We start from the raw sequence: 19,383 nt of genomic DNA, 5'->3' as shown, positions 1-19,383 counted from the left end.
GATCAGACTGTCACCTTTCGCACCACCGCCTTGTCACCCTTGCAGCAGGGTCCTTGTCGCCGCCGCGACATCATCGGCGCGCATCAGGCTTTCCCCGACAAGGAAGGTGCGCACCCCGCTTTTCGCCAGCCGTTCCAGATCGGCATGGGTGTTGATCCCGCTTTCCCCGACCAGAAGCGACCCTTCCGGTGCGAGCGGGGCGAGCCTTTCGGTTACGGCGAGGGACGTGGTGAAGGTCTTGAGATCGCGATTGTTGACCCCGATCAGGCGGCTTTGCAGATGCTTGGCGGCGCGTTCCAACTCGGCCTCGTCATGCACTTCCACCAGCACGTCCATGCCGTGCTCGCGCGCAGCGGCCTCGATTTCGGCCATGGCGGTGTCTTCCAGCGCCGCGACGATGATCAGGATCGCGTCCGCGCCGATGGCGCGCGCTTCGAGACATTGCCACGGATCGACCATGAAATCCTTGCGCAGCACGGGCCGGGCGCAGGCAGAGCGGGCTTCAACCAGATAATCCTCATGCCCCTGGAAATAGGGGGCGTCCGTCAGGACGGAGAGGCAGGCAGCACCGCCCGCTTCATAATCGCGGGCGTGCTGTGCAGGCTGAAAATCGGCGCGGATCAGCCCTTTTGACGGGCTCGCCTTCTTCACTTCGGCGATCAGGGCAAAGCCGGTTTCAGCGCGGGATCGCAAGGCGGCTTCGAACCCGCGCGGCGCGGTGCGGGTCGCGGCGGCGGATTCGAGTTCGGCAAGCGTCATCGCCGCTTTGCGGGCGGTGACGATTTCACGCTTTGCGGAGCAGATTTCTTCGAGCTTGTTCATTGCGAATACCAAGGGCGCCGGGTCACGCCGCCATCCTGATCCAGTCGGCCAGCAGATCGCGTGCCTTTCCGCTGTCGAGCGCCTCGGCCGCCATGGCCGCGCCTTCGGCCCAGTCATTCGTCCTGCCCGCGACCACCAACGTGGCGGCGGCATTGAGTAGCACGGCATCGCGATAGGGGCCGGGGGTACCATCCAGCAGCGCCTTCAGCGCTTTGGCATTATGGACAGCATCGCCGCCGCGAATGGCCTCCACCGGGGCATGCGGCACGCCCACGGCGCTGGCATCGACGCGGCGCATTTCGAAATCATTGCCGGTGACATCCGCCAGCTCGTTTCCGGCGGCGAGGCTGAGTTCGTCCAGCCCTTCGTCCCCCGAAACGATGAAGGTGCGCTCTGTTCCCAGCTTGGCCTTGGCCTGTGCGTAGATCGGGACATAGCCGGGGCGGGCAATGCCGATCAGCTGGCGGGTGACGCCGGCCGGATTGGACAGCGGCCCCATCAGGTTGAAGATCGTCCGCTTGCCCAGCCTTTGACGGATGGGCTGGATGCGGCCCATCGCAGGGTGGTGGTTCTTCGCAAACAGGAAACAGATGCCGATTTCCGCAAGCGTCTTTTCCGCCGTGCGTCCGGCCGCGTCCATGTCGAGGCCCAGCGCCTCGAGCGTGTCCGCTGCGCCCGATTTGGACGATGCGGCGCGATTGCCGTGCTTGGCGACGGGAACGCCACAGGCCGCGACCACAAGGCTGACGGCGGTCGAAACGTTGAGCGTATGGTGTCCGTCGCCGCCCGTGCCGCAGCAATCGACCGCGCCTTCGGGAGCATTGATCGGGATGAGCCGCGCGCGAAGGGCCCGTGCCGCTCCGGCGATTTCATCAGCGGTTTCGCTCCGCTCTGTCATGGCGAGCAGGAACCGCGCGATTTCCTCGTCAGTGGCTTCGCCGTCGAGGATCCAGCCGAAAACTTCCTCGGCCTCGGCTTCGTTCATGTGCGGAACGGCAAGGGGGAGGGTCTTCATGCCTTGAGCCTTTCGGGCAGTTGCGTGTCGATCCCGCAAATCTTCAGGAAGTTGGCGAGCAGCGAATGGCCGTGCTCGGTCGCGATGCTTTCCGGGTGGAATTGCACCCCGTGGATCGGCAGCTCGGTATGGCGGAAGCCCTGAATGTGATTGTCGTCAGAGCGGGCATTGACGCTGAGGCAATCGGGAATGTCCTCAACGATCAGCGAGTGATAGCGGGTCGCGGTGAAGGGCGATGGGATGCCTGCGAAAACGCCCGTCCCGTCATGCGTAACCGGGGAAGTCTTGCCATGCATCAACCCGCCGCGCACCACCTTGCCGCCAAAGAACTGGCCGATCGACTGGTGGCCGAGGCACACGCCCAGCAGCGGCTTTCCGGCATCGGCGCAGGCCGCCACCAGATCGAGGCTGATCCCGGCCTCGTTCGGCGTGCAGGGGCCGGGCGAGATCAGGAACCCGCTGGCATTGGTGGCCAGCGCCTGCGACGCGGAAAGCGCGTCATTGCGCTCCACCCGCACTTCTGCGCCCAGTTCCATCAGATAATGGACCAGGTTGAAGGTGAAGCTGTCGTAATTGTCGATGACGAGAATCATTACCGGGGCTTTCGCGGAATTGCACGGGGGGTTCAAGGCTGTGTGATTGCCCGATGTCGTTTGCGCCATGCCCTGTCAGCTACAAGAGCCAGAATGACACCGGCAGCATAAGCAACAATGTCGCCCCAGCTGAAAGTCGTTCCCAGAACCACGCGGGCAACAGGATTGTGCTGTAATCCGAGCGCGGTGAGCGCGTCGAGATATTGCATCGCTTCGATAACGACACCTTCGAGGAATGCGAAAACGGCGGCAAGTATGCGCGGCAGATCGACAATCGCCAGAACCGCGCAATAGACCAGCATGACCGCCAGAACATCACCCAGAACGGGCCTCACGAAGTTGTCCCTGACGAACAGCGCAATCACGATTTCGACAAGCAGAAGCCCTGCCGCGGCAAAGGCGTAGCCGCGATCAAGCCTCACGCTATTTGCCCGCAAACTTGTCCGTCGCGCGCACCAGTCCGTCGGTTATGCCCGGTTCGCTCGCGGCGTGGCCGCCGTCGTCGACGATCCACAGTTCGGCCTGAGGAAGCACTTTCTTCAGCGCCCATGCGCTTGTCGGCGGACAGCAGATGTCGTGGCGACCCTGCACGATGATCGTCGGGATATGCGCGATCTTGTGCGCGTCGCGCAGCAATTGGGCTTCCTCGAGGTAGAAATCATTGAGGAAATATCGCGCGCAAATGCGGGCGAATGGAACCGCCTTGGCCGGATCGGCGAAATCGTCGAGCAGTTCGGGATTGGGCAGCACCGTGGCGACTGAACCTTCCCACAACGACCATTCACGCGCCGCGGCAAGGCGGGTCGCCTCGTCATCGCTGGTCAGGCGATCGTGATAGGCCTTCACCAGGTCGCCGCGTTCATCCTCGGGGATTAGGCCGGTGAAGCTGTCCCACTGTTCCGCCATGATTTCGCTCGCGCCCTTGACGTAAAGCCAGTCCTTCTCCGTCTGGCGGGCAAGGAACACGCCGCGCAGCACCAGTTCGGTCACGCGGTCAGTGTGCGTCTGGGCGTAAGCCAGCGCCAGCGTCGCGCCCCAGCTTCCGCCGAACACCTGCCACGCCTCATGCCCGCACATTTCGCGCAAGCGTTCGAGATCGGCGACAATGCGCCATGTGTCGTTGTGCTCGATCTCGGCAAAAGGGAGCGATTTGCCGCAGCCGCGCTGGTCCAGCAGCAGCAAGTCATACAGCGCCGGGTCCCACTGGCGACGGTGCGACGGCGCCATGCCGCCACCGGGGCCGCCGTGCAGGAATACAGCCGGTTTCGCCCCCGGAGTGCCGACGCGCTCGTAATAGATCTGATGCCCTTCGCCGACATCGAGCATGCCCGTTTCGTAAGGCTCGATCTCGGGATAGAGCGTGCGTTCGTAGCTGCGGATATTGCCCGGGGTCATCATTTCTTCTCCACCACGATCAGCGGCCCGACCCGGCCGCGATCCATCCGGCCTCGGGCCGGATCCCACAAGGACGAGGTTCGCGCGTCAAGGAACAGCGCGTTTTCGACCTTCAATTCATCCCGGAAATACCGCGCCAGCTTGCCGTAGCTGAGCGGTTCCTGCGAAATCACGAAATGCGCCTTGCCGTCAGCTGACACACCTACGCCGTTGCGGATCGACTTGGACGGACCATCGTCCTGAATTTCCGGGTGCAATTCGCCGTTTAGGACCAGCATCGGCCCCGATTGCGTCCCGAATTGCGGGCGATCCCCGACGGTCCGCAGGAAAGTCTCGGTATCGAGAATGCGCCAATTGCCTTCCGATCCGAAGAACACGCCATTGGGTTTCAGGAAGAAATTGCCCGATCCGTCCGCGCGGTTCAGTTCGACGAGACGATCCGAATCCTGCACGAAATAACCCAACGGCTTGAGATCATCGCCATAGGCCCCGCCATTCATCACAAAGGCGATGGCACCTTCGTTCTTGCCTGCGGCCCAGCCTTCGATCGTACCTGCATTGTCCCCGCTCACCGGAGCCAGCGCGGCAGAGATGCGGTGCAATTCAGGGTCGGCAATGCAGTGGATCAGCGGCACATCTTCGAAAGTGGCAGGGGAACAGGCTGCCCCGGCGATCGCCTCTGCCGGAGCTGACTGAACGATCTCCTCAACCATATCGACCGCGATCGGCTCGCCCAGCTCGGTGCGAACCACCGGCTCGCCCTCGGGCTGGGGTTCACACGCGCCAAGCGCCAATGCGCCCAGAATTACAAACGCGAACCTCATGGCGTGATCTTTCGTACAAGATAGGCTGCGTTGAAGGCGCCGGAATTGGCGAAAACCAGATCGGGGACGGTGTCCCCGTCGAAATCGCCAATGGCAATGCCATAGCTGTTGAACGGGTCTTCCTCGACATGCACCTGCGCAAATCCGCCGCCCGCCTGCTGCAAATACAGGAAATTCGGGCGCTCCGAATTGGCAACGGCGATATCGCCAAGCCCGTCGCCATCGAAATCGGCCGCGGCCAGTGAATAGCAACCATCATCCGCCGCGCCAAAGCGCTCAGCGATGCGATAGCCTGCGCCGTCACGCCGCAGCACCGCGTTGCTTGCATCGAGGCTGCACGACACGAGCTCTTGCTCCCCGTCACCATCGAGATCGGCCGCGACAAGTTCACGGCTAGCGCCCAGAAGCGATGGCAGAGCCAGCTCGGTAAACTGGGCCGCTCCATCGTTGCGCATGACCACGCTTGCCTGCCCGTCGCGCCGGGCAAACAGCAGATCGGGATCAGCATCCCCATCGATGTCGGATATGTTCACGCGGATCGAAGCGGTGTCATCGGCGCCGATAATGCGCGGACTGGCGAATGCGCCCTCTTCGGTGCCTGAAAGCAGCAAATCCGGATCGCCGCGCCGGGCGATGACAAGATCCAGCAACCCGTCACCATCGATATCGGCGAGTGCGCCGCCGCGCGAATCTCCGCCGGTGCCGTCGATTTCAAACGCGAGAGTGAAATTGCCCCTGCCATCATTGTGGAAGGCGCGCGCCGGCACCGCATCATGGATGGCCACCAGGTCAAGATCGCCGTCGCGATCAAGGTCGCCTGACAAAAGCTGATATGTCGGCAGGGCGACATCGCCAATCGGGCGAGCCTCTAGCATTCGGCCATTGCCGTGGTTGAGATAAAGCCGATCCTGCTGCGGCCAATGGCGCCCGTTGGACACCGCGATATCCAGATCGCCATCGCCATCAAAATCGGCAAGCGTCACATGCGCGGAAAGCTCCTCCGCCCATTCGAACACGAGGAACGGCGATGCGATGACCCGAACGGAATTGCGGCTTTCGCCCGGTTCTTCAGCAATTGCTGGCGCACCGAAAAGCGTTACCGCGATTGCGGCAAGGGCGCGCCTCATTGGCCAAACCCCGGCTCGCTCGCGACCCGCACAGCCTCACGCGCGGCGGCGATCAGCGCGCCCGCCTTGGCCCGGCATTCGGCGAGTTCGTAATCGGGATCGCTGTCAGCAACGATGCCTGCACCCGCCTGAACATGCATCACCCCGTCCTTCACTACGGCGGTGCGCAGCACGATGCACGAATCGACCGAGCCGTCTGGCGCGAAATAGCCGACACCCCCGGCGTATGGCCCACGCGTTTCCGGCTCCAGCCCGGCGATGATCTCGCAGGCCCTGATTTTCGGGGCGCCCGATACGGTGCCCGCCGGGAAACCGGCGAACAGGGCATCAAGCGCATCTCTGTCTTCGGCGAGGCGACCCACCACATTCGATACGATGTGCATGACATGGCTGTAGCGTTCGATGGTGAAGCTGTCAGTCACTTCCACACTTCCACGCGCCGCCACCCGGCCGACATCGTTGCGACCCAGATCGAGCAGCATCAGATGTTCGGCCAGTTCCTTGGGATCGGCCAGCAGCGAAACCTCGTTCGCTTCGTCCTGCGCGCGGGTTGCGCCTCTGGGGCGGGTTCCGGCAATCGGGCGGATGGTCACTTCGCCGTCGCGTACGCGGACAAGGATTTCGGGCGATGAACCGACAATTGCGAAACCGGGCAGGTCGAGGAAATAGAGGAACGGGGAAGGGTTGACCCGCCGCAGCGCACGATAGAGCGCCAGCGGAGGCAGTTCGAATGGGCAGGTGAAACGCTGTGCCAGCACCACCTGAAAGATGTCGCCAGCGACGATGTAATCCTTCGCCCGCGCCACCATCGCCTTGTAATCGTCTTCCGCCATGACGGCGGAAAGCGTCGGCTCGGCCAGATCGCCCGCAGTTCGCGGTTCGGCAGGGCGCGGCTGCGCCATTGCGCGCAGCGTTTCGTCGATCCGTTCGCCCGCAGCGGTGATAGCGGCAGCGGCATCATCGGCGCTCCAGATCGGCGCGATGCAGAACAGCTCATCCGAAAGCCCGTCAAACACCAGAATGACGGTGGGGCGGACAAACAGCATGTCCGGCAGCGCCAGTTCACTCGGGGCGGCGCGTGGCAGGGTTTCGACCAGTCCGATCGTCTCATACCCGAAATAGCCGACCAGACAGGCCAGCGCCGGGGGCAGGGGGTTTTCAGCTTCGGGCGGTGTTTCGATGCGGCAGGCATTGGCGAGAGCGCGCAGCTCGCTCAGCGCATCGCCATCGCAAGGCGTGAAGGCATCGCGATCGCTCTGCCAATGCGGATTGATCGCGGCGGTGCCTTCGCTGGCGCGGAACACCAGATCGGGATCGAGCCCCAGCAGGCTGTAACGCCCGCGCACTTCGCCGCCTTCGACCGATTCGAGCAGGAAGTCACCGCGCCCCGGCACGATCAGGCGGCGCGCCGCACCGACGGGCGTGTCGCTGTCTGCAACCACCCTGCGCCAGACAAGCGCGGGCCGTCCTTCCGCCAAGGCGGCGGCGGCAACGGCAGCGTTTTCAAGTCCGGCGGGGAAGGGCGCTTTCTGTGTCACTCAGAGATCTTGATCGCTTGTGCAGGCCGGATCAGCTTTCGCCGGCCAGCGCCTTGCGTAGCGCCTCGATCGCTTCCTCGTTCCGCTCGACACCGACTTCGGCACGGATCGCACGGGCAAGCTGGGCGGCGTATTCATTGGTCAACGCCGGGGCGAGCTGGGCACGGGTCTGCGCCAGAAGGCCCGAGTTTTCCTCGATCGGATCGGTTTCGATCGTGTCGAGATCAACGACGTACCAACCCAGATCGTTCGAATCCTCCAGCACCTTGGTCGAACCGCGCGCCATCGAGAACATCAGCACCAGCGGAGCGGGAATGCTGCGGTTCTGGCCCGAAAGCAGTTCGGTGCGGCGCAGGTTGATGTTTTCGATCTGGTTCAACCGCGCGTCTTCCTCGCGCATCGCCTCGTTCAGCGATTTGCCACCGCGAACAGCGGCGAGGATACGGTTGGCCACGTCCTTGGCTTTCTTGTTGCCCTCTGCCCGGCGCCACGCGGCGGTCACTTCCTCGCGCACTTCGGCCAGCGGCGGAGCGGCGCTTTCGGTGATTTCCTGCACGTCGAACACCAGGAACTGCGCGCCGGGGACCAATTCGGCCAGCTGCGGCTCGCTCTCGTCCATCTGGAACGAAACGTCGAGGATCGGGCGAAGGCCCTGCGGAATGCCCTGTCCGGGCAGGCCGAAGAGGCGACCATCGGCGGTAACGCCGGGAATGGCTGTGACTTCGAGCCCGAATTGCTCCGCGACATCGGTGAGCGAGGTTCCGGTGTCGACCATCTCCTCGATCCGGCTGCTCAGGTCGATCAGTGCCGCAGCGCGGGCTTCCTGCTGAAGCTGGGCGGCGATATCGTCGCGCACATCGGCAAGCGACCGCGCGGCGATCTTTTCGACATCATCGACCCGCGCGACATACCAGCCAAGGGTCGACTGCGCCGGTTCGGCAATAGCGCCTTCATTGGCAGTGAAGACTTTCTCCATCACCGCGAAACTGGTGGCCGAAGACATTTCGTCACGGGTGCGCAGCCCGCCGGTCGAAACCTGGAAGCCCGCTTCGCGTGCTGCCGCTTCGAGCGAGACGCCACCGCGGATCCGTTCGACCAGCGCCTTTGCAGCCTGTTCGGTCGGAACGACAAAGGATGAAATCGCCCGGCGTTCGCTCGCGGCGTACTGCGCCTTGTCCTGTTCGAAGCGCGCGGCGATCTGCTCGGCTGTTGGCGTGATGTCCGCGTCGACGCTGTCCGCACCGAATGCCGCGAAACGCAGCGTGCGGCGTTCGGGCAGGATGTAGTTGGAGCGTGTCTCGCTGTAGAATGTGTTGAGCTGTTCCGCCGTGGGATCGCCTTCGGGCGCGAAAGCCATGCTCGGGATCAGGCCGATCTGGCCCTTGCGCCGTTCGAGCACCAGCGCGGCGTATTGGCGCGCGGCGGCTTCGGGCATTTGCGGTGCGCCAAGGGCGGAACGCAGCACCATCTGTGCGAGCAGGCCGTCGGCGATATCCTTGCGCAGGATAGCATCGGTGATGCCCTGACGGCGCAGCGCGGCCTGATAGGTCTCAGGGTCGAATTCGCCGGTCAGGTTGCGGAAGGCGTTGATCTTCAGGATTTCGCTGTTCACCAGATTGGCACCGGCACGCAGGCCGTATTTCTGGGCAAAGATCCCGGTCGAATAGCGATCGATCAGCAGGTCCAGCTCATTCTCGAGCCCGCCCTGGGCGACGAATTGCGGCATGGTGATGGTCGGGTTCTGATCGCGCGCCCGGGTCAGCGCATTGTTCATCGTGCCGGTCATTTCGACCGTGGTGATGCCCTCGTCGCCAACGACGGCCACCTTGTCATCACCGGCCAATCCGCCAAACGTCGCCGAGCCGGAAATATCGCTCGCAGCAAAGGCCAGCGCGACCACCACGAGAAAACCGATGAAGATCGGCAGGCCGATTTTCGACTGAAAGAATTTCCGAAAGAGCGAAATCATCTGTGCGTTTTCCCGGTATCCGTATTCGCGCGGAATATTTGTGCCGTCCGAACGAAGGTGCGGACTTGTCTTGAGCCGACCGAAACCGTGGGATTGTCCAAGGCGGGTCCCTGATCGCGGTCTGGAGCAGCGCTTTATCTGCCCTGCGACCTCGCGGCAACAGGTCAGAGCACGTTTTGACTAAAGTGATCCACTCGGCTAGCGGACGCGGCCCCTCGACCCTACATCGGGCCCTCGGATTCGTATCATCCCAAGTAAAGTTCAGGAAATTCAGATGCCCCAGCGGCCCTACATCGTTGGAAACTGGAAGATGCACGGCACCCGCGCCATGCTTTCCGAAGCCCGCGCCATCGATCGCGCGGCTCAGCGCCATATGAAGGTCGAAGTCGCAATCGCGCCGCCTTACACGCTGATTCACCCCGTCCACCGCGAAGCGGAACAGATCGCTGTGGGGGCGCAGGATTGCCACCACAACGCGAGCGGAGCGCATACCGGCGACATTTCGGCGGCGATGATCGCCGACGCCGGAGGGAAGTTCGTGATCCTCGGCCACAGCGAGCGGCGCCAGAACCACGGCGAAAACGATGCGCTGATCCGGGCGAAGGCCGAATCCGCGCTGGCGGCGGGCCTGCGCATCATCATGTGCTGCGGCGAAAGCGAGCAGACCCGCGATGCTGGCCGTGCGGTTGCCTTCGTCAAGAAGCAGCTCAAGGCTTCGCTGCCGGAAGAGATCGAAAATGCGGCTGAGCGGCTCACCATCGCCTACGAACCGATCTGGGCGATCGGCACGGGCAAGACGGCGACCGTCGAAGATATTGCCGAAATGCACGCAGAAATCCGCGCCCTGCTGATCAAACTGCTGGGCGAGGAAGCCGGCAGTGAAGTCCGCATTCTTTATGGTGGTTCGGTAAAGCCGGAAAACGCAGGCGAAATCCTTTCCACTCCCGAAGTGGGCGGGGCTTTGGTGGGCGGTGCAAGCCTTACTGCCGACAGCTTCATGGGCATCGCACTGGCTGCAGGCGACCCCGACGAAGGATAAGGCACGGCTATCCGCGCTTGCCCTTGGGGCTTTGCATCCCTAAGTGCGCTTCACCGTTTTACGTCTATCAGAAGAAAACCATGTCGCTGTTCATCATCCTCACCGTGATTCAGGCCATTGTCGCCGCCGCTCTGGTCGGCGTCGTGCTGATGCAACGTTCGGAAGGCGGCGGCCTTGGTATCGGCGGCAGTCCCTCGGGTGCACTGGGTGCGCGCGGTGCGGCCGACTTCCTGACCCGTTCGACCAAGTGGCTGGCAGTCGCTTTTGTCGCCCTTTCGATCCTGCTTGCTGCACTGGCGGTTAGCCAGTCGAGCGTAGGCGATGTGACCACCACGCTTGATCGTGACGTCACGGCGCCGACCTCGGGCGATCTGTTGGGTGGCCCGGCCTCTGGCGCACCGGAAGCAGGAGCGGCATCGGCGGATGATCTGCTTGGCGCACCGGCCGGAGAAACGGCTCCTGCGGGCGAAGAACCCGCCGCCGAATAAACCGCTCAGCGGTTTTTCGTTTCATCATTGTGGATGGGGCGCATTTGACGCCTCAATTCGCTTGCCCCGAATCCAACATAACGCTTAAGGCCCAACTCCCATGGCGCGGTTCATTTTCATCACCGGCGGCGTGGTCTCCTCGCTCGGCAAAGGTCTCATGGCTGCCTCTCTGGCAGCGCTCCTTCAGGCACGCGGGTACAAGGTGCGCATCCGCAAGTTCGATCCCTATCTCAACGTCGATCCGGGCACGATGAGCCCGTATCAGCATGGTGAGGTCTATGTCACTGATGACGGGGCGGAAACCGATCTCGACCTTGGCCATTATGAACGCTTTACCGGCGTATCGGCGCGGCAGAGCGACAACATCACTTCGGGCCGGGTCTATCGCGACATCATCGCCAAGGAACGTCGCGGCGATTATCTGGGCGCGACGGTGCAGGTCATCCCGCACGTTACCGACGCGATCAAGGAATTCGCGCTGGCCGACAGCGAAGGCCATGATTTCATCCTTTGTGAAATCGGCGGGACGGTGGGTGACATCGAATCGCTGCCCTTCATGGAAGCGATTCGCCAGCTGCGGAACGAGCTTGAGCCGATGCAGACGCTGAGCGTGCATGTCACGCTTGTCCCCTACATCGCCGCTGCGGGCGAATTGAAGACCAAGCCGACGCAGCATTCGGTGCGTGAACTGGCGAGCCTCGGGATCAAGCCTGACGTGCTGCTGTGCCGCGCAGAGCATCCGATTCCCGATGGCGAGCGGCAGAAAATCGCCAATTTCTGCAACGTGCGCAAGGAAGCGGTGATCCCTGCGCTCGACGCGCCGTCGATCTATTCGGTTCCGCTGCAGTATCACGAAGAAGGGCTTGATGCGGAGGTCCTGCGCGGCTTCGGCATTACCGACGCACCTGCGCCCGATCTTTCGGCCTGGAACGATGTGACCGACCGCTACTTCAACCCCGAAGGCGAAGTCACGATCGGTGTGGTCGGCAAATATGTCGGCCTGCCCGATGCCTACAAGAGCCTCAACGAAGCGCTGATCCACGGCGGCCTTGCCAATCGGGTCAAAGTCAACATCAAGTGGATCGACGCGGAAATCTTCGAAGGCGAGAACGAAAGCGAGATCGTTTCCGCGCTCGAACCGATGCACGGCATTCTGGTGCCCGGCGGCTTTGGCGAACGTGGTAGCGAAGGCAAGATCGCCAGTGTCCGCTTCGCACGCGAACGCAAGGTTCCGTTTTTCGGCATCTGCCTGGGCATGCAGATGGCCTGTATCGAAGGTGCACGCGCTGCCGGTTTTGAAAAGGCATCCTCGACCGAGTTCGGCGAGACGAGCGAACCTGTCGTCGGCATCATCAGCGAATGGATGAGCGAAGAAGGCCTGCAGCAGCGCGAGGAAGGCGGCGATCTGGGCGGCACGATGCGTCTGGGTGCCTATGATGCGAAGCTTTCGGGCAACAGCCATACCTCGCGCATGTATGGCGGGGCGACCACCATCTCCGAACGTCACCGCCACCGCTATGAAGTCAACAGCGCCTATATTGAGCCGCTGGAACGGCAGGGGCTGGTTTTTGCGGGCATGTCACCCGATGGCTTGCTGCCCGAAATCGTGGAGCGCCCGGATCATCCGTGGTTTGTCGGCGTGCAGTTCCATCCCGAACTGAAATCCAAGCCGTTCGACCCGCACCCGCTCTTTGCGGGCTTCATTGCAGCTGCGCTGGAGCAGTCGCGACTCGTGTAAGTTCGTCCGGCTAACGGTCACCCGAGGTCTGCCGTCGCCGGTTGTGCTTAGCATACGGTAAAAATGCGAGCGGGTTGAAAGGCTTCCGGCTTTTCAGCCCAATTTGGGCGGGTTTTTGTGTCGCAATTTTACAAGTTTTTGAAATACCACTTGCGTCGAACGCGGCATCGGGTTTAGCCAACGCAGGCTACAGGTTTCAGTAAGGGGTAGGGGGGTATGGTATCCCTGTCTTTGATTGGAGCCTAAACAGGGTTTCGCAGCAGGCCAGGTATCTGGCGCTTTACAGCAAGGCTGCAACGAGCTCGCACCGGAGTTGACCGTCTTCTGCGACCCGGACGGTCATAATCGGTCGAGGCGACCATGTGTCGCGGGGGCTTGTCCGAAAGGACAGCCCCCACTTAATTTCAACTTCGATTGTGAATTGGCAGCATCAAGATATTGATGCGCGTGCCTTTTGCAGGTCAGGCCGCGTCGGCGGCGTCCTTGCCTTCGGCATCCTTTGCTTCGCCATTGCTTGTCGGAACCGCGGTCAGCCGGGTGCCGCCGTTCACGGCAATCTTCTTCGGCTTCATCGCTTCGGGCACTTCGCGCACCAAGTCGATGATCAGCAATCCATCGGCCAGATCGGCGTTTTCGACCCGGACATAATCGGCCAGTTCAAATCGGCGTTCAAATCCGCGATTGGCGATCCCGACGTGCAGCAATTCGGAACCGTCGTCGACTTCGTCGCGCTTCTTGCCTTGTACGGTCAGCAGGTTCTGCTGCGCGGTGATATCGATATCCTGAGGACGGAAACCGGCGATTGCCAGAGTGATGCGGTAATTGTCCTCACCACGGCGCGCGATGTTGAAAGGGGGATAGTTGTCACCCGTGTTCGCGCGCGCCTGATTTTCGAGCAGGTCGAAAAGCCGGTCAAAACCGACGGTGCTGCGGCGATAGGGGGTGAAATCAAGACGTGACATAATTCAAATCCTCTTCATCTGAGCAATTTGTTGGTTGCGGACCTGCCTCATGCAGCATCCGCATTGTGCCGCCGGTAGCTGTTCCCCAAACACTGGCGGAACCCGGCGACAGATCTTAATTAGGTGTGGTACAAAGGCTTTCAAGAGGTCCTGAGCCGGGGCCGAACGGGATGGAACATGAGCACGCCGACAATCGACATCTACACCAAGTTCGCCTGCCCCTTTTGCGTCCGGGCCAAGCATCTGCTGCAAAAGAAGGGCGTCGAATTCAACGAATACGACATCACGCTTGGCGGGCCGAAGCGCGAAGAGATGCTCGCCCGTGCACCGCAAGCGCGCACCGTGCCGCAGATATTCATCGGCGATACCCATGTCGGCGGATCGGACGATCTCGCCGCGCTTGAAGAAGCGGGTGAACTCGACGCGCTTCTGGCGGGTTGAATGACTAAAATTGCCGTTCTTCAGATGACTTCGGGCATCGACCCGGAGGCAAACATTGCCGCCATCATTGCTGCGATACGTCAGGCGGCAGAGAACGACGCCGAGGTGCTGTTCACTCCGGAAATGTCGGTTTTGCTGGACCGTGATCGGCGGCGTGCAGCGCAGTGGATCAACGAAGATTACGAGCAATCCGTTATCGACGAATTGGCCCTGATGTCTGCCAAGTGGCAGATCGACTTGGCTCTTGGTTCAATGGCTGTTCCTTTCTGCACCGGAAAATCGGCGAACCGGTCGCACTATTTCCGGCAGGACAACGAGAATCCCGTCACTTACGACAAGATCCACATGTTCGACGTGGACCTCGCCAATGGTGAAAGCTGGCGTGAAAGCAACGCCTATCAGCCGGGTCAGGAAGTGGTGACGATCGACGGCACACCGCTGGGCCGCCTTGGCCTCACCATCTGTTACGACCTGCGCTTCCCCGATCTGTTCTCCGCGCTTGGGAAGCGGCGCTGCGATGCGATTGCGGTCCCGGCCGCTTTCACCCGTCCTACTGGCGCCGCGCATTGGCACGTCATGCTCCGCGCCCGCGCGATCGAGGCGCAGGCCTTTGTCATCGCCGCCGCGCAAGTGGGCCAGCACGAGGACGGGCGCGAAACCTATGGCCACAGCCTTGTCGTCGATCCGTGGGGAGAGGTGCTGCTCGACATGGGCGGGGAAGGGCCGGGCCTCGGCTTCTGCGACATCGACCTTAGACGCATCGCCGAAGTGCGAGCGCAAGTCCCCAGCCTTGCCAATGCCCGCAAAATTCCCAATTAGCGCGGCATGATCGTTTTCGACCTTCATTGCCCCCGCGGCCACCGGTTCGAAGGGTGGTTCGGCTCCTCCTCGGATTATGAGGAGCAGCAGGCGCGCGGGCTTGTCACCTGCCCCGAATGCGGATCGGCAGAGGTCGGCAAGGCGCCGATGGCTCCGGCTGTTCCGGTAAAGGGCAATCAGCGCGGTGATACTCGCCCGGTGCAGGCCCCTGCGGAATCCGGTGACGGCATGATGGCGGGCGGCTCGATCCCGCCCGAAGTGCTGAAGGCGATGCGCGCTCTGGCGGAGGCTCAGGCCAAGGCTTTGAAGCAAAGCCGGTACGTCGGAGACAAACTCGCCGATGAAGCGCGCGCCATGCATTACGGCGACAAGGATCTCGAAGCGATCCACGGCAAGGCGACGCTCAAGGAAGCGCAGGAATTGCTCGACGAAGGCGTGCCCGTCGCCCCGCTGCTGGCCCCATTTACTCCCCCTGACGAACTGAATTGAAGCCCTTGTTTGTATGTTCGCCCATCCGGGCGACCTCCTCGCTAGGCGCGCAGCAAAGCAGCGCCCGCTGCGGGGCCCGCATTCACGCTTGCGGTCGCTTGCGCGACCGATTGGTAATGCTATTGAAGGCCTCGGGACCCCGTAGCTCAGCAGGATAGAGCATCAGATTCCTAATCTGAGGGCCGCGCGTTCGAATCGCGCCGGGGTCACCAACTATCCGTTTTCGTGCCGCCGCAACGCTATCCAGCTGAGCACCAGGACGCTGCATGAAATCGCCATCAACAATCCGCACGTGCCGATCCATCCGCCCCAATCGTAGATCGCGGTGCCGAGAATACTGCCGATCGCACCGCCGATGAACATCATGACGATATAGCTTGTCGTCAGTCTGGTCCGGATCGCCGGATCGAGCGACAGGATCGTCATGCGCCCGGTCACGTCCACGCTTGGCCCGACAATATTAACCAGCAGCAGCGGCACCAGCACCGTCCACACGCTCCAGCCCAGCGGATACATCAGCACGGTGCCGAGAAGCTGGACGCAAGCCGCGATCAGGCGCGCGCGGCGCGGCCCTACTCGGTCGGCCCATTTGCCGAGGCGCGGCGTGGAGAAAATGCTGATCGCCGCGATCCCGGCCAGATAGCCGACCGTGTCCACCCCGTATCCCAGTTCGTCGCTGGTCAGATGCAGTGCGAGCGCCAGCCATGTCGCGGTGAAGGATGCGAAGTTGAACCCCTGTATCACCGCCGAAATCATCACGTCGCGGTTGGCGCGGCTCAGGGTGAAGACCGAGACGAGCAATTGGCCGTAACTGCTGCTCGGCACCTTCGCGGCACTCCCTTCACTGCGCAGGGTGATCGGCAGCAAAAGGGTGACGCCCGCCATCAATGCGAAGGCGCACCAGTACACCGTGCGCCAGCCAAGGGCCTCGGTGACGATCCCCGATCCCACCCGCGCCACCAGAATGCCGAAAATCACCCCGGCGGTGAGCAGGGCGGTGACTTGGCCCAACCGCTCTGGCGCAACGCGTTTCGATGCGAAGGCGGGGATTAGGTAAGGCGCAATGGTGACGAACCCGAGAAGGGTCGAAGCCAGCGTGAACAACGCAAACCCTTGCGCCACAGCCATGCCCAGCAGGAACAGCGTTTGCGCACTGACAAATGCGATGCACAGCGTCTTGTTCGAATATCGATCGCCCAGAGGCAGCAGCAGCAGAATGCCCAGCGCCAAGGCCAGCTGGTTGAGCGCGGGCACGATCCCGATCTCGGCCTCTCCCACGCCGAACCCGCGCGCGACTTCGCCGATGATCGGGTGGATGTAATAGGCATTGGCGGTGACGACCGCGACCGTCACCGCCAGCGCATATTCCTGGCCCCGGCTCAGATAACCGGGGTTCGTTTGGGCATTGGTCGCGTTCAGAGGAAGCCCGCCTTCTTCGCGGTTTCGATCATCCCCAGGGCCAGTTCGGCGGGGCGATCTTCCTGGCTGAAGTGGCCGCAAGTGGAAAGCATTGCATGGGGCATCCCTTCCGCACCCTTGATCCGGCCTGCCAGCAATGGCCCAGCCTTGCCCAATACGGGATCATCTTCGCCGAACAGGGTGAGGAAAGGTTTGTCGAAAGCGGCCAGTCCTTCCCATGCGGCCTTGTTGGCGTCGACGCCGGGCTTGTCATCCTCCACCGGGACAAGCTGCGGGAAGGCCCGCGCCCCTGCCTTGGAGGCTTCGTCGGGGAAGGGGGCGTTATAGGCCGCGACCTCGCCTGCGCTGCGTTCTGTCTGGGTGGCGCGTTGAAGGATGTCGCCGATCACGAAATCGGGGGAGACGCGCGCAAATTCCCGCCATGCGAGGAAACCGGGCGAGGCCTGACCGCCGCCGGTCGGCAGGAATGTGTTGCTGGCAACCACGCAGGAAAACCTGCCCGGCTCTTCGCCGACCATGCGCAGGCCGAGCAACCCGCCCCAATCCTGGCAGAACAGTGCCGCCGTTTGTGGCACCACGGCATCGCGCCACTGCTTGAGCCAGCTCACGTGGCGATCATAGGTGTAGAACGCCTGATCATCGGGCTTGTCGCTTTTGCCGAAGCCGATCAGGTCCGGCGCAAGGCAGCGAAAGCCTGCATCCACCAACAGCGGGATCATCTTGCGATAGAGGAAGCTCCAGCTCGGTTCGCCATGGAACAGCAGCAGCGGTGGCGCGTCTTTCGGCCCTTCGTCGAGATAGTGCATCTGTCCCGAGAAACCTTCGCCCAGATCAATGGTGATCCAGTTTTCGGCAAAGGGATAGTCGGGAATATCGGCGAAACGCGCCAGATCGGTCTTCAGCACTTGCATCGGAATCGTCTCCTGTCTCTCGCGCAAATGGGTAGCATGAAAAAACCTATCGGCTAGGGCAGAAACCGATTAGCAAATCGATCAGGTGGACTTGGCGCGATGCTCCGGGCAAGCAGCCACGGCCAAATGAATGAAGGATCGCGATGAAAGCCGAAAGCGAAGAACTCGCCGAAATCCGCCGCGCCGTGCGCGCCCTGTGCGATGATTTTCCGGGCGAATACTGGCGCACGAAGGATGCAGCGCGCGAATATCCGGGCGAATTCGTCGATGCTTTGACAAAGGCCGGTTTTCTGGCCGCGCTGATCCCGGTGGAATATGGCGGCAGCGGGCTCAGCCTTGATGCTGCGGCGGTGATCATGGAGGAAATCCAGGCATCGGGCTGCAACGGGTCGTCGGCTCATGCGCAGATGTACATCATGAACACGCTGCTGCGGTATGGCTCGGACGAGCAGAAGGCGCAGTATCTCCCTCGCATCGCCAGCGGGGAATTGCGCCTTCAGGCCTTTGGCGTGTCCGAACCTACCAGCGGCACCGACACGCTCAGCCTGAAAACACGCGCGGTACGGGACGGGGATGAATATGTGATCTCGGGCCAGAAGATCTGGACGAGCCGGGCCGAACATTCCGACCTCATGCTGCTGCTCGCCCGGACAACCCCGCGCGACAAGGTTGAAAAGAAGACGGAAGGCCTGTCGATCTTCCTCGTCGACATGCAGGCCGCGCTGAAGAACGGCATGAGCATCAAGCCGATCCGCACGATGATGAACCATTCTTCGTGCGAGGTGTTCTTTGACGATCTGCGCATTCCCGCATCCGCACTGGTCGGTGAGGAAGGGAAGGGGTTCCGCTACATCCTTTCAGGCATGAACGCGGAACGCATCCTGATCGCGGCGGAGTGCATCGGCGATGCCAAATGGTTCATCGAACAGGCGCGCACCTATGCCAATGACCGCACCGTCTTTGCCCGGCCTATCGGCCAGAATCAGGGCGTGCAGTTCCCGATCGCACGTTGCTATGCCCAGATGCGCGCAGCCGAGCTGATGGTGCACCACGCGGCGCAGGTTTACGACGAAGGCGGCAATCCGGGCGAAGAGGCGAACATGGCCAAACTGCTCGCGTCCGAAGCAAGCTGGGCGGCGGCGGACATGTGCGTCCAGACCTTCGGCGGCTTCGGCTTTGCCGAGGAATATGATGTGGAGCGCAAGTTCCGCGAAGCGCGCCTGTATACGGTTGCACCGATCTCGACGAACCTGATCCTTTCCTATCTGGCTGAGCATGTTCTCGGCCTGCCGCGCTCTTACTGAACAGAAAATCAGACGATTTTGCACTGCCCGGCGCATTTTTCTTGCGCGGCGGGGTTAACTATGATTCTGTCTGATAGGATCAGGGGCTTCGGACAAATGCACAAACCGCCGCGGGAACATGTAAAACAGGCACTGGCGCTTGCCGTGCTCGTTTTCCTGACCGTGGCCGCGATTGCCGGGCCTACGGGTCTGCTTTCCTGGGCCGAAAATGCCGAGGCGCTGGAACAGCGCAAGGCGCGGATCGCGGTGCTTAAGGAAAAGCGCGACGCATTGCGCAACCGGGTCGAACTGCTTGATCCGGAGGGTGCGGACCCTGACCTCGTCAGCGAACTGGTGCGCAAGGATCTGGGGGTTATCCACCCGGACGAAATCGTCATCACGCTGGACGACGAATAACCGCTTTTTCCCGGCGGTTTTTCCATTCTAACCAGATCGGTAAATTACACGACCAACCCGCTGGTTGCCGTTGCGTCACGTGCGAAACCGTAGT

The 19,383-nt window shown here is 62.0% G+C and carries 20 protein-coding genes and 1 tRNA gene; 9 read left to right on the top strand and 12 right to left on the bottom strand.

The annotated features are described in order from the left end of the window. Window positions 1-33 precede the first annotated feature (33 nt). The 9 genes from trpC to AABA34_RS10805 are packed head-to-tail and all read right to left on the bottom strand — an operon-like array spanning window position 34 to window position 9,283. A complete protein-coding gene (trpC, locus tag AABA34_RS10845; protein WP_338302624.1) occupies window positions 34-822 on the bottom strand; it encodes an indole-3-glycerol phosphate synthase TrpC in 789 nt (262 codons plus the stop codon). A gap of 22 nt (window positions 823-844) precedes the next feature. Beyond that, window positions 845-1,837 carry an anthranilate phosphoribosyltransferase gene (gene trpD / locus AABA34_RS10840; RefSeq protein ID WP_338302623.1) on the bottom strand — a complete coding sequence of 331 codons (993 nt, stop codon included), beginning with the start codon at window positions 1,835-1,837 and terminating at the stop codon, window positions 845-847. Continuing rightward, a complete protein-coding gene (locus AABA34_RS10835; protein WP_338302622.1) occupies window positions 1,834-2,430 on the bottom strand; it encodes an anthranilate synthase component II in 597 nt (198 codons plus the stop codon). The genes trpD and AABA34_RS10835 overlap by 4 nt, the downstream gene beginning before the upstream one ends. A gap of 32 nt (window positions 2,431-2,462) precedes the next feature. Further along, a complete protein-coding gene (locus AABA34_RS10830; RefSeq protein WP_338302621.1) occupies window positions 2,463-2,852 on the bottom strand; it encodes a ribosomal maturation YjgA family protein in 390 nt (129 codons plus the stop codon). Window position 2,853: 1 nt separating this feature from the next. Further along, on the bottom strand, window positions 2,854-3,828 hold the full coding sequence (gene pip, locus AABA34_RS10825; RefSeq protein WP_338302620.1) for a prolyl aminopeptidase: 975 nt from the start codon (window positions 3,826-3,828) through the stop codon (window positions 2,854-2,856). After that, complete coding sequence (locus AABA34_RS10820; protein ID WP_338302619.1) at window positions 3,825-4,649, bottom strand: phosphodiester glycosidase family protein; 825 nt, start codon at window positions 4,647-4,649, stop codon at window positions 3,825-3,827. The genes pip and AABA34_RS10820 overlap by 4 nt, the downstream gene beginning before the upstream one ends. Further along, the gene (locus AABA34_RS10815; protein WP_338302618.1) at window positions 4,646-5,776 is read right to left on the bottom strand and encodes an FG-GAP repeat domain-containing protein; all 1,131 of its coding nucleotides are present in this window, start codon (window positions 5,774-5,776) and stop codon (window positions 4,646-4,648) included. The genes AABA34_RS10820 and AABA34_RS10815 overlap by 4 nt, the downstream gene beginning before the upstream one ends. After that, entirely contained in the window at window positions 5,773-7,314 is a 1,542-nt protein-coding gene (gene trpE / locus AABA34_RS10810) for an anthranilate synthase component I (RefSeq protein WP_416831850.1), read from the bottom strand. The genes AABA34_RS10815 and trpE overlap by 4 nt, the downstream gene beginning before the upstream one ends. A gap of 31 nt (window positions 7,315-7,345) precedes the next feature. Beyond that, window positions 7,346-9,283 (bottom strand): peptidylprolyl isomerase, encoded by a 1,938-nt coding sequence (locus AABA34_RS10805; protein ID WP_338302617.1) that lies wholly within the window; start codon window positions 9,281-9,283, stop codon window positions 7,346-7,348. A gap of 274 nt (window positions 9,284-9,557) precedes the next feature. On the opposite strand from AABA34_RS10805, the gene tpiA reads away from it, so the two are divergent. The 3 genes from tpiA (at window position 9,558) to AABA34_RS10790 (ending at window position 12,548) form a co-directional block, all read left to right on the top strand. Then, window positions 9,558-10,322: a triose-phosphate isomerase gene (tpiA, locus tag AABA34_RS10800; RefSeq protein ID WP_338302616.1), complete on the top strand. Its 765-nt coding sequence runs from the start codon at window positions 9,558-9,560 to the stop codon at window positions 10,320-10,322. Window positions 10,323-10,402: 80 nt separating this feature from the next. Continuing rightward, the gene (secG, locus tag AABA34_RS10795) at window positions 10,403-10,810 is read left to right on the top strand and encodes a preprotein translocase subunit SecG (protein WP_338302615.1); all 408 of its coding nucleotides are present in this window, start codon (window positions 10,403-10,405) and stop codon (window positions 10,808-10,810) included. A 100-nt stretch (window positions 10,811-10,910) separates the two neighbouring features. After that, on the top strand, window positions 10,911-12,548 hold the full coding sequence (locus AABA34_RS10790; RefSeq protein ID WP_338302614.1) for a CTP synthase: 1,638 nt from the start codon (window positions 10,911-10,913) through the stop codon (window positions 12,546-12,548). A gap of 461 nt (window positions 12,549-13,009) precedes the next feature. Here the strand turns inward: AABA34_RS10790 and AABA34_RS10785 are convergent, their stop codons facing one another. Continuing rightward, window positions 13,010-13,510 (bottom strand): Hsp20 family protein, encoded by a 501-nt coding sequence (locus tag AABA34_RS10785; RefSeq protein WP_338302613.1) that lies wholly within the window; start codon window positions 13,508-13,510, stop codon window positions 13,010-13,012. 177 nt (window positions 13,511-13,687) lie between these two features. Here AABA34_RS10785 and grxC point away from each other — a divergent pair, with 177 nt between their 5' ends. From grxC to AABA34_RS10765, 4 genes are all read left to right on the top strand, one after another. After that, window positions 13,688-13,951, top strand: coding sequence for a glutaredoxin 3 (gene grxC, locus AABA34_RS10780; protein WP_034954108.1), 264 nt, complete (start codon window positions 13,688-13,690; stop codon window positions 13,949-13,951). Then, window positions 13,952-14,770: a carbon-nitrogen hydrolase family protein gene (locus AABA34_RS10775; RefSeq protein WP_338302612.1), complete on the top strand. Its 819-nt coding sequence runs from the start codon at window positions 13,952-13,954 to the stop codon at window positions 14,768-14,770. It begins immediately after the preceding gene. 6 nt (window positions 14,771-14,776) lie between these two features. Beyond that, window positions 14,777-15,259, top strand: coding sequence for a DUF1178 family protein (locus AABA34_RS10770; RefSeq protein WP_338302611.1), 483 nt, complete (start codon window positions 14,777-14,779; stop codon window positions 15,257-15,259). Between the two features lie 135 nt (window positions 15,260-15,394). Beyond that, window positions 15,395-15,471 (top strand) — tRNA-Arg (locus AABA34_RS10765). Window position 15,472: 1 nt separating this feature from the next. Here AABA34_RS10765 and AABA34_RS10760 read toward each other — a convergent pair. Together AABA34_RS10760 and AABA34_RS10755 are read right to left on the bottom strand one after the other, a co-directional pair. Beyond that, the gene (locus AABA34_RS10760; RefSeq protein WP_338302610.1) at window positions 15,473-16,612 is read right to left on the bottom strand and encodes an MFS transporter; all 1,140 of its coding nucleotides are present in this window, start codon (window positions 16,610-16,612) and stop codon (window positions 15,473-15,475) included. A 62-nt stretch (window positions 16,613-16,674) separates the two neighbouring features. Beyond that, window positions 16,675-17,589, bottom strand: coding sequence for a haloalkane dehalogenase (locus AABA34_RS10755; protein WP_338302609.1), 915 nt, complete (start codon window positions 17,587-17,589; stop codon window positions 16,675-16,677). Between the two features lie 143 nt (window positions 17,590-17,732). On the opposite strand from AABA34_RS10755, the gene AABA34_RS10750 reads away from it, so the two are divergent. Then, on the top strand, window positions 17,733-18,893 hold the full coding sequence (locus AABA34_RS10750) for an acyl-CoA dehydrogenase family protein (RefSeq protein ID WP_338302608.1): 1,161 nt from the start codon (window positions 17,733-17,735) through the stop codon (window positions 18,891-18,893). Between the two features lie 96 nt (window positions 18,894-18,989). Continuing rightward, window positions 18,990-19,289 (top strand): FtsB family cell division protein, encoded by a 300-nt coding sequence (locus AABA34_RS10745; RefSeq protein ID WP_338302607.1) that lies wholly within the window; start codon window positions 18,990-18,992, stop codon window positions 19,287-19,289. The last annotated feature ends 94 nt before the right edge of the window (window positions 19,290-19,383 follow it).

The sequence above is a fragment of the Erythrobacter sp. Dej080120_24 genome (assembly GCF_036322605.1).
Taxonomy (GTDB): Bacteria; Pseudomonadota; Alphaproteobacteria; order Sphingomonadales; family Sphingomonadaceae; genus Erythrobacter; species Erythrobacter aurantius.
Note: the sequence above shows the minus strand (reverse complement) of the source record. Positions and strands in the feature narration are given on the sequence as shown.

Excerpts from the sequence above, each read along its gene's own strand:
- AABA34_RS10770 (WP_338302611.1), top strand. The coding sequence starts at position 14,777 with ATGATCGTTTTCGACCTTCATTGCCCCCGCGGCCACCGGTTCGAAGGG.
- AABA34_RS10755 (WP_338302609.1), bottom strand. The coding sequence starts at position 17,589 with ATGCAAGTGCTGAAGACCGATCTGGCGCGTTTCGCCGATATTCCCGAC.
- trpD (WP_338302623.1), bottom strand. The coding sequence starts at position 1,837 with ATGAAGACCCTCCCCCTTGCCGTTCCGCACATGAACGAAGCCGAGGCC.
- AABA34_RS10820 (WP_338302619.1), bottom strand. The coding sequence starts at position 4,649 with ATGAGGTTCGCGTTTGTAATTCTGGGCGCATTGGCGCTTGGCGCGTGT.
- AABA34_RS10745 (WP_338302607.1), top strand. The coding sequence starts at position 18,990 with ATGCACAAACCGCCGCGGGAACATGTAAAACAGGCACTGGCGCTTGCC.
- AABA34_RS10835 (WP_338302622.1), bottom strand. The coding sequence starts at position 2,430 with ATGATTCTCGTCATCGACAATTACGACAGCTTCACCTTCAACCTGGTC.
- AABA34_RS10805 (WP_338302617.1), bottom strand. The coding sequence starts at position 9,283 with ATGATTTCGCTCTTTCGGAAATTCTTTCAGTCGAAAATCGGCCTGCCG.
- AABA34_RS10775 (WP_338302612.1), top strand. The coding sequence starts at position 13,952 with ATGACTAAAATTGCCGTTCTTCAGATGACTTCGGGCATCGACCCGGAG.
- grxC (WP_034954108.1), top strand. The coding sequence starts at position 13,688 with ATGAGCACGCCGACAATCGACATCTACACCAAGTTCGCCTGCCCCTTT.
- AABA34_RS10815 (WP_338302618.1), bottom strand. The coding sequence starts at position 5,776 with ATGAGGCGCGCCCTTGCCGCAATCGCGGTAACGCTTTTCGGTGCGCCA.
- secG (WP_338302615.1), top strand. The coding sequence starts at position 10,403 with ATGTCGCTGTTCATCATCCTCACCGTGATTCAGGCCATTGTCGCCGCC.
- AABA34_RS10790 (WP_338302614.1), top strand. The coding sequence starts at position 10,911 with ATGGCGCGGTTCATTTTCATCACCGGCGGCGTGGTCTCCTCGCTCGGC.
- AABA34_RS10750 (WP_338302608.1), top strand. The coding sequence starts at position 17,733 with ATGAAAGCCGAAAGCGAAGAACTCGCCGAAATCCGCCGCGCCGTGCGC.
- trpC (WP_338302624.1), bottom strand. The coding sequence starts at position 822 with ATGAACAAGCTCGAAGAAATCTGCTCCGCAAAGCGTGAAATCGTCACC.
- pip (WP_338302620.1), bottom strand. The coding sequence starts at position 3,828 with ATGATGACCCCGGGCAATATCCGCAGCTACGAACGCACGCTCTATCCC.
- AABA34_RS10785 (WP_338302613.1), bottom strand. The coding sequence starts at position 13,510 with ATGTCACGTCTTGATTTCACCCCCTATCGCCGCAGCACCGTCGGTTTT.
- tpiA (WP_338302616.1), top strand. The coding sequence starts at position 9,558 with ATGCCCCAGCGGCCCTACATCGTTGGAAACTGGAAGATGCACGGCACC.